We start from the raw sequence: 7,368 nt of genomic DNA, 5'->3' as shown, positions 1-7,368 counted from the left end.
GCCGCAGCAACCGGCTGAACCGCCCGTCCTGCCCGGCCTTCAACGCGGCGATCGCCTCGGGTTCGTGCCGGGCCGCGCTCGCGATCAGGCCGAACATCATCAACGTGATCGCCAGCGACGAACCACCGGCCGACACCAGCGGCAACTGCAGGCCCGTCACCGGCAGCAGACCCACCACGTAACCGATGTTGATCAGCGCCTGCCCGGTGATCCAGGTGGTGGCGGCCGCGGTCAGCAATCGCAGGAACGGATCGGCCGACCGGCTGGCGATGCGCAGGCCGACGAAGACGAACAGCGCGAAAAGGCCCAGCACCAAGGCACATCCGAGAAATCCGAGTTCCTCGCCGATGATGGCGAAGATGAAGTCGTTGTGCGCGTTGGGCAGATAACTCCACTTGGCCCGGCTCTGGCCGAGCCCGCGCCCCCAGATCCCGCCGTCGGCGAGGGAGAACAGCGCCTGGCGCGCCTGATAGCCGATGCCCTGCGGATCGTCGCCGGGATTGAAGAACGCGCGCATGCGATCGGAGCGATAGCCGGCCGACAGCGCCAGAATTCCCGCCGCGACCGCACCCGAGACCGCGATGGTCACGAACAGCCGCACCGGCAACCCGCCGAACCACAGCAGCGCGACCAGCACCAGGCCGACCGCGATGGTCGTCGACAGGTTCGGTTCCAGCACGATCAGCAGACAGACCAGCAGACCGGCCGGCACCAGCGGCACCAGAATGTCCTTGTAGCCGGTCTGGTCGCTGCGGCGGGTCGCCAGCAGGTGCGCACCCCACAGGATCAGGGTGACCTTCACGATCTCCGACGGCTGCACCGAGACGAATCCGAGGTCGAACCAGCGCCGCGATCCCTGCACCTGCGAACCGATGCCGGGAATCAGCACCAGCACCAGCAACAGCACCGACGCCGCGAACAACGGGAACGACAGCTGCCGCAGCACCCGCATCGGGATCCGCAGCGCCACGTAGAACAGCGCCGCGCCGAGTGCTGCGAAGAACGCCTGCTGCATGAACAGCGAATACGCCGAACCGCCGTCGGCGTAGGCCTCCACGCTGGACGCCGACAGCACCATCACCAGCCCGAGCACGGTGAGCAGGGTGGCGATGGTGACGACCAGGTGGAAATCGGCCAGCGGGCGCGCCAGCCAGGCACCGAACCAGGTGCCCACGGGCTTGCGCGCCGGTTTCGTCACTGCTGGCTCCCGATATCTCTCTCGTCCAGGGCCTGCACCGCCGCCACGAAACTGCGGCCGCGGTGGGTGTAGTCGGCGAACATGTCCAGGGAGGCCGCGGCCGGGGCGAGCAGGACGGTGTCACCGCGCCCCGCGTATCCGGCGGCGATGCGTACCGCGCGGGCCATCACCGCGTCGGCGCCGTCGATCTCGGCGACCAGAGAGGCCGTGGAGGGTTCCCCGCTCATCTGTGCATCGTCACCCGAACCGAGCTCGACCACCGGGACATCCGGCGCGTGTCGCGCCATTGCCGCCGCGATGACCGGCGCGTCCTGACCGAAAACCACCGCGGCGACGAGACGCTCGGCGACCTCCTCGATCAGATCGTCGATATGGGCGCCCTTGAGCTGACCACCGGCGATCCACACCACCTGCGGATGCGCCAGGATCGACGACCGCGCGGCGTGCGGATTGGTCGCCTTCGAATCGTCGACGAATCCGACTCCGGCCAGTTCCCGCACGAAGGCGGCGCGATGCGGGCCCACCTTGTGCTCGGCCAAGCCCTCCTTGACGAACTGCGGGGCCACGTCGATAGCGCGAGTCAGCGCGGCCGCGGCCAGCGCGTCGGCGACACCGGCGGGTCCGGGCGGGCTGATGTCGCCGACCTCGGCCAGGATCGCGGCCTTGGTGAAGGCGCGGTCCAGCAATTTACCGTCGACCACGCCGAGTTCGCCGTCGGCCGGCACCCCGATCCGGAATCCGACGGTGCGGCGCGCCTTGGACTTTCGCGCCAGCGCGGCGGCGACGGGGTCGTCGAGGCCGACCACGCCGACCCGTCCGGTCAGGGCACGCGCCTTGGCCGCGGCGTAGGCGTCGAGGCCGCCGTGCCAATCCAGATGATCCTCGGCCACATTCAGCACCACACCTGCCTCCGGGCGCACCGACGGCGCCCAGTGCAGCTGGAACGACGACAGCTCGACCGCGAGGATCTGCGGTCCCGGGGTGCGGCGCAGCGCGTCCAGGATCGGCAGCCCGATATTGCCGCAGGCGACGCTGGGCAATCCGGCCGCGCGCAGGATGGCGTGGGTCATCTGGGTGGTGGTGGTCTTACCGTTGGTTCCGGTGATCACCAGCCATTTGCGCACCGGACCGTAGAGCCGGGCCTGATCCACCCACCAGGCGAATTCCACATCGCCCCAGACCGGAACGCCCTCGGTGACCGCGGAGACCAGCACCGGCGAACCCGGCCGCCAGCCCGGGCTGGTGATGACCAGCGCGAACCGTTCCAGCGCACCGGGTTCGACGAGTTCGGCCGCGGTGGCGGTGTCGAGGCCGAGTTCGGCGGCCTCGGCCATCGCCTTCTCCCCGGCGTCGGTGACGACGGGGCGGGCGCCGATATCGCGCAGCGGCTCGATCAGCGAGCGGCCCGACACCCCCCATCCCGCGACGAGAACGTCGCGGCCACGCAGAAATTCGAGCATGGGACCCGGTGATCGCAGGGCCCGCGGAGTATGTTCGACCATCGCTGCTTACCCGACCTGAGAGAGGTATTCGCTGTAGAACAAGCCCAGACCCACCGCCGCCGCGATTCCGGCGAGCAGCCAGAACCGAATGATGACCGTCGTCTCCGCCCATTTGCTCAACTCGAAATGGTGATGGAACGGCGCCATCTTGAACAGCCGGTTGCGGGTGGTCCGGAACACCGCCACCTGCAGCACCACCGACACGGTCTCGGCGACGAACAGCGCGCCGATCACGACCATGAGCAGTTCGGTGCGGGTGGTGATCGACAATCCGGCCAGCAGGCCACCGAGGGCCAGCGAACCGGTATCGCCCATGAAGATCTTGGCGGGAGCCGCATTCCACCACAGGAATCCGACGCACGCCGCCGCGCCCGCGGCACACACCAGCGCCAGATCCAGCGGATCGCGCACGTTGTAGCAGCCGGCCTCGGCCTTGAACTCGCAGGCGTGGTAGTACTGCCAGAACGTGATGATCACGTAGGCGCCCAGCACCAGGCTCATCGAACCCGCGGCCAGGCCGTCCAGGCCGTCGGTCAGATTCACCGCGTTCGACCACGCGACCACGACCAGGCAGACGAACGCCAGGAAGATGATCACGCTCATCGAGACGGTGTTGATCTCGCGCACGTACGACAGATGCCGGCTGGCCGGGGTGCGCCCGCCCGCGCCGCGGAACTGCAGCGCGAGCACTCCGAAGATCACCGCGGCGCCGAGCTGGCCGATGTACTTACCGGCGGCGGTCAGGCCGAGGTTGCGCTGTTTGCGCAGTTTGATGAAGTCGTCGATGAAGCCGACCACGCCGAGCGCGGTGGCCAGACCGAGAACCAGCAGACCCGAGACCGAGGGCCCGTCGGCGTGATAGCCGATCCCGATCAGATGCGAGCCCAGATATCCGGCCCACATGCCGATCAGGATCGCGACGCCGCCCATGGTCGGGGTGCCGCGCTTGGCCTGATGACTCTCGGGGCCGTCGATGCGGATTTCCTGGCCGAATCCGCGCCGGGCGAACATGCGGATCAGCAGCGGCGTCAGCAGGATCGATACCGCCAGCGCGATCCCCGCCGCGAACAGAATCTGCCTCATCCAGCTGCCTCCGTGCCCTGCCCACCCGATGCGAGCACGTGCTGCGCCACCGCCCACAGACCGGCGGAGTTCGACGCTTTGACCAGTACCACGTCACCGGCCGCGATCTCGTTGTCCAGCAGGGCGATCGCGGATTCGATATCGGGTACGAGGATCGATTCCTCGCCCCACGAGCCTTCCATGACCGCGCCCTGGTGCAGCGCGCGGGCCGGGCGCCCGGTGCCGACCACGATCAGCCGGTCGACGTCCAGCCGCACCGCGAGCCGTCCGATGGTGTCGTGTTCGACGACCGATTCCTCGCCCAGTTCGGCCATTTCGCCCAGAACCGCCCAGCTGCGCCGGCCGCGCGGCGCATCCGGCGTACCGCCGGCGCGCGACATCGACACCAGCGCCTTGAGCGCGGCGCGCATGGAATCCGGATTGGCGTTGTAGGAGTCGTCGACGACGGTGACCCCGTCGGGCCGGGTCCGCACATCCATCCGGTGCGCCGAATCGACCGTCGCACCGGCCAGGGCCCGGGCCACGGTGTCGAGATCCGCACCGCATTCCAGCGCCACGGCGGCCGCGGCCAGCGCGTTCGAGATCTGATGCTCGCCGTACACCGCCAGATGCACCTCGGCGTGAGACCCGTTGGCGTGCAGGGTGAATCGCGCCCGCGCCTCGGAGTCGAGCACGATGTCGGTGGCCCGAACGTCCGCGCCGGACGCCTGACCGAAGGTCACCACCCGGGCCCGGGTCCGCTCGGCCATGGCCGCCACCCGCGGGTCGTCGGCGTTGAGCACCGCGACGCCGGTGGGCGGAAGCGCTTCCACCAGTTCGCCTTTGGCCTGCGCGATGGCGTCCCGGCCGCCGAACTCACCCAGGTGCGCGGTGCCGACGTTGAGGACGACACCGATCCGCGGGGGTGCGATCTCCGTCAGCGCCTTGATATGGCCCGGACCGCGCGCGGACAGTTCCAGCACCAGGAAGCGGGAGTCGGCTCCCGCGCGCAGCGCCGTCCACGGATGGCCCAGTTCGTTGTTGAAGGATCCGGGCGGGGCGACCACCGCGCCCAACGGCGCGAGCACCCGCGCCAGCAGGTCCTTGGTGGAGGTCTTTCCGGCCGAACCGGTCACCCCGACCACGTTCAGGCCGGCGACGGCCAGCCGGTCCACACTCGCCCGCGCCAATTTCGCCAGCGCCGCCAGCACCGCGGCGCCCGAGCCGTCGGTGTCGTGGGCCAGCACATAGGAACGATTCGCCGACGCGCCGGCCGCGGGGGCGAAGGGTTCGACCACGATCGCCGGCACGCCGACCGGCCGCGCCGCCAGCACCGCCACCGCACCCGAGGCCACGGCCTTGCCCGCGTAGTCGTGCCCGTCGACATGCTCCCCCGGCAGGGCCAGGAACAGGTCGCCGGAATTGATTCGGCGCGAATCGAATTCGACCGCACCGGTCACCGTCACCGCGGGATCGCCCACATCGTGCAGCGTGCCGCCGACGATCTCGGCGATCTCCCGCAGAGTCATTTCGATCATGAAACCGTCAGGTCTTTCGTTTTACGTTCCAGGGCCTGTCCCAGCACCTCACGGTCGTCGAACGGATACTTCACACCCGCAATCTCCTGCCCGGTCTCGTGTCCCTTACCTGCCACCAGCACCACATCCCCCGGCCGTGCCCAATCCACGGCGGCGGCGATGGCGGCGGCCCGATCGCCGATCTCGCGCACCTCACCGCGTTCGGCCTCGGCGATGCCCAGCGCGCCCGCGCGGATCGCGGCGCGGATCTCGGCCGGATCCTCGGTGCGCGGATTGTCGTCGGTGATGACCAGCAGATCCGCGCCGCGCGCCGCGGTGGCGCCCATCAGCGGCCGCTTACCGGCGTCGCGATCGCCACCGGCGCCCACGACCACGGCCAGGCGGCCGCCGGAGTCGCGCAGATGCCGGCGCAGCGTCGCGATCACCGATTCCACCGCGGCCGGCTTGTGCGCGTAGTCGACGAGGGCCAGGAAATCCTGTCCCGCGTTCACCCGCTGCATCCGGCCGGGCACATCCACCTCGCCCAGCGCCGCGGCCGCCACCGCCGCGTCGACACCCGCCGCGGCGCACACCGCGATCGCGAGCAGGCCGTTGGCGATGTTGTAGCGCCCGGGCAGCCGCAGCCGCGCCGAAATCTCACCCGCGGGACCGATCGCGGTGAACTGCTGCCCGCCGTCGGCCAGCGCGGCGGCGCCGGTCACCGTCCATTCCGGTTCGGTCTCCCCGGTCGGGCAGTCCGCGGTCGCCACGGTGACGACCCGGGCTCGCCCGCCCGCCTCCCGCGCCAGCCGCCGGCCCCAGGCGTCGTCCACGCAGATCACACAGGTGTCGGCCGCGACCTGTCGCTGCGGCGCGCCCGGATCCGGGACGAACAGCCGGCGCTTGGCGGCGAAGTAGTCCTCGAAATCGGCGTGGAAGTCCAGGTGATCCTGCGACAGATTCGTGAACGCGCCGACGGAGAAGTGCACACCGTCCACGCGGCCCAGCGCCAGCGCGTGGCTGGACACCTCCATCACCACGGCCTGCACGCCCTGTTCCACCATCAGCGCGAACATCGCGTGCAGCTGCGGCGCCTCCGGTGTGGTCAGCGCGCTGGGCACCCGGCGGTACTCGACGGCGGCGCTCGCACCGGCCGCGGTCTCCTCCGGATTCGGATCGACGCGCCGCGCGATCCGCGTCTCGATCGTGCCGATCAGCGCGGTGGACAGCCCGGCCGCGGTGAGGCCCGCCTCCACCAGATACGAGGTGGTGGTCTTGCCCGAGGTGCCGGTGATGCCGATGACCTGTAGTCGCCGCGAGGGGTGACCGTACACAGCCGCCGACAGTTCGCCCAGTACCGCGCGCGGATCGTCGTGCACGAGCACCGGCACATCCAGTTCGCCGATCAGCTCCGCCCCCGCGGCGTCGGTGAACACCGCGACCGCGCCGCGCTCCACGGCGTCGGCGGCGAAGCGGGCGCCGTGGGCCTTGGCGCCGGCCAGACCTGCGAACAGGTCACCGGGCTGCACGGCGTTCGAGCGCTGTTCGATGCCGGTGATCTCGATCCCGGCCGGGTCGCCGGAGTTCAGCCGCGCACCGGTCAGTTCGGCAACGGCCTGCACCGGCGTCGACAACGCAACGGCGGGGCGAAGCACCTGCGGGCTGGGCTGCACGGGCACCAGGCTCCTTTCGTGGGCGCACATCTGTGCATCGGGTCGAGATTCGGGGTCGGGGAGTCAGGTTACCTGTGGGCGATCGACGGCCACGCAGCGTGGCCGCCTCGCGCGCACCGGGTCCCCGGACTCACCGCGCCCGCACCCGCCCGTGCGGCGGGCCGCAGACGGACACCCACGGTTCCGAAACCGGACATTCAGGCGCACACACCACTACATCGCCTGGAGCACAAGCTGTTTCGGCGGCACGGTGGACGGCGGAATCCGATCGCGCTGCAGCGCCCAGGAGGCGATGCTGTGGAACAGCGGCGCCGCCGACTGCCCGCCACTACCGTCGGTGCTGCGCACGGGGGCGTTCAACATGATGCCGATGACGTAGCGCGGATTGTCGGCCGGGGCGATCCCGGCGAAGGTGA

The 7,368-nt window shown here is 70.1% G+C and carries 5 protein-coding genes and 1 pseudogene; all 6 read right to left on the bottom strand.

Annotation, left to right across the window (positions count from 1 at the left end):
• Positions 1-1,198, bottom strand: a 1,198-nt coding sequence (ftsW, locus tag NN2_RS29680) for a putative lipid II flippase FtsW (RefSeq protein ID WP_082857375.1), incomplete at its 3' end; no start/stop codon positions are given.
• A complete protein-coding gene (murD, locus tag NN2_RS29675) occupies positions 1,195-2,658 on the bottom strand; it encodes a UDP-N-acetylmuramoyl-L-alanine--D-glutamate ligase (protein ID WP_063017874.1) in 1,464 nt (487 codons plus the stop codon). The genes ftsW and murD, both read right to left, overlap by 4 nt.
• Positions 2,659-2,706: 48 nt before the next feature.
• The gene (mraY, locus tag NN2_RS29670; RefSeq protein WP_030514716.1) at positions 2,707-3,783 is read right to left on the bottom strand and encodes a phospho-N-acetylmuramoyl-pentapeptide-transferase; all 1,077 of its coding nucleotides are present in this window, start codon (positions 3,781-3,783) and stop codon (positions 2,707-2,709) included.
• A complete protein-coding gene (locus NN2_RS29665; RefSeq protein WP_063017872.1) occupies positions 3,780-5,300 on the bottom strand; it encodes a UDP-N-acetylmuramoyl-tripeptide--D-alanyl-D-alanine ligase in 1,521 nt (506 codons plus the stop codon). The genes mraY and NN2_RS29665 overlap by 4 nt, the downstream gene beginning before the upstream one ends.
• A complete protein-coding gene (locus tag NN2_RS29660; protein ID WP_063017870.1) occupies positions 5,297-6,982 on the bottom strand; it encodes a UDP-N-acetylmuramoyl-L-alanyl-D-glutamate--2,6-diaminopimelate ligase in 1,686 nt (561 codons plus the stop codon). Before NN2_RS29660 ends, NN2_RS29665 begins: the two co-directional genes overlap by 4 nt.
• 183 nt (positions 6,983-7,165) lie before the next feature.
• Positions 7,166-7,368, bottom strand: a pseudogene (locus NN2_RS29655) (cell division protein FtsI); the annotation flags it as partial.

It is taken from the genome of Nocardia nova NBRC 15556 (assembly GCF_001613005.1).
GTDB classification, from domain to species: Bacteria; Actinomycetota; Actinomycetes; order Mycobacteriales; family Mycobacteriaceae; genus Nocardia; species Nocardia nova.
This window is presented reverse-complemented; position numbering and strand designations above follow the sequence as displayed.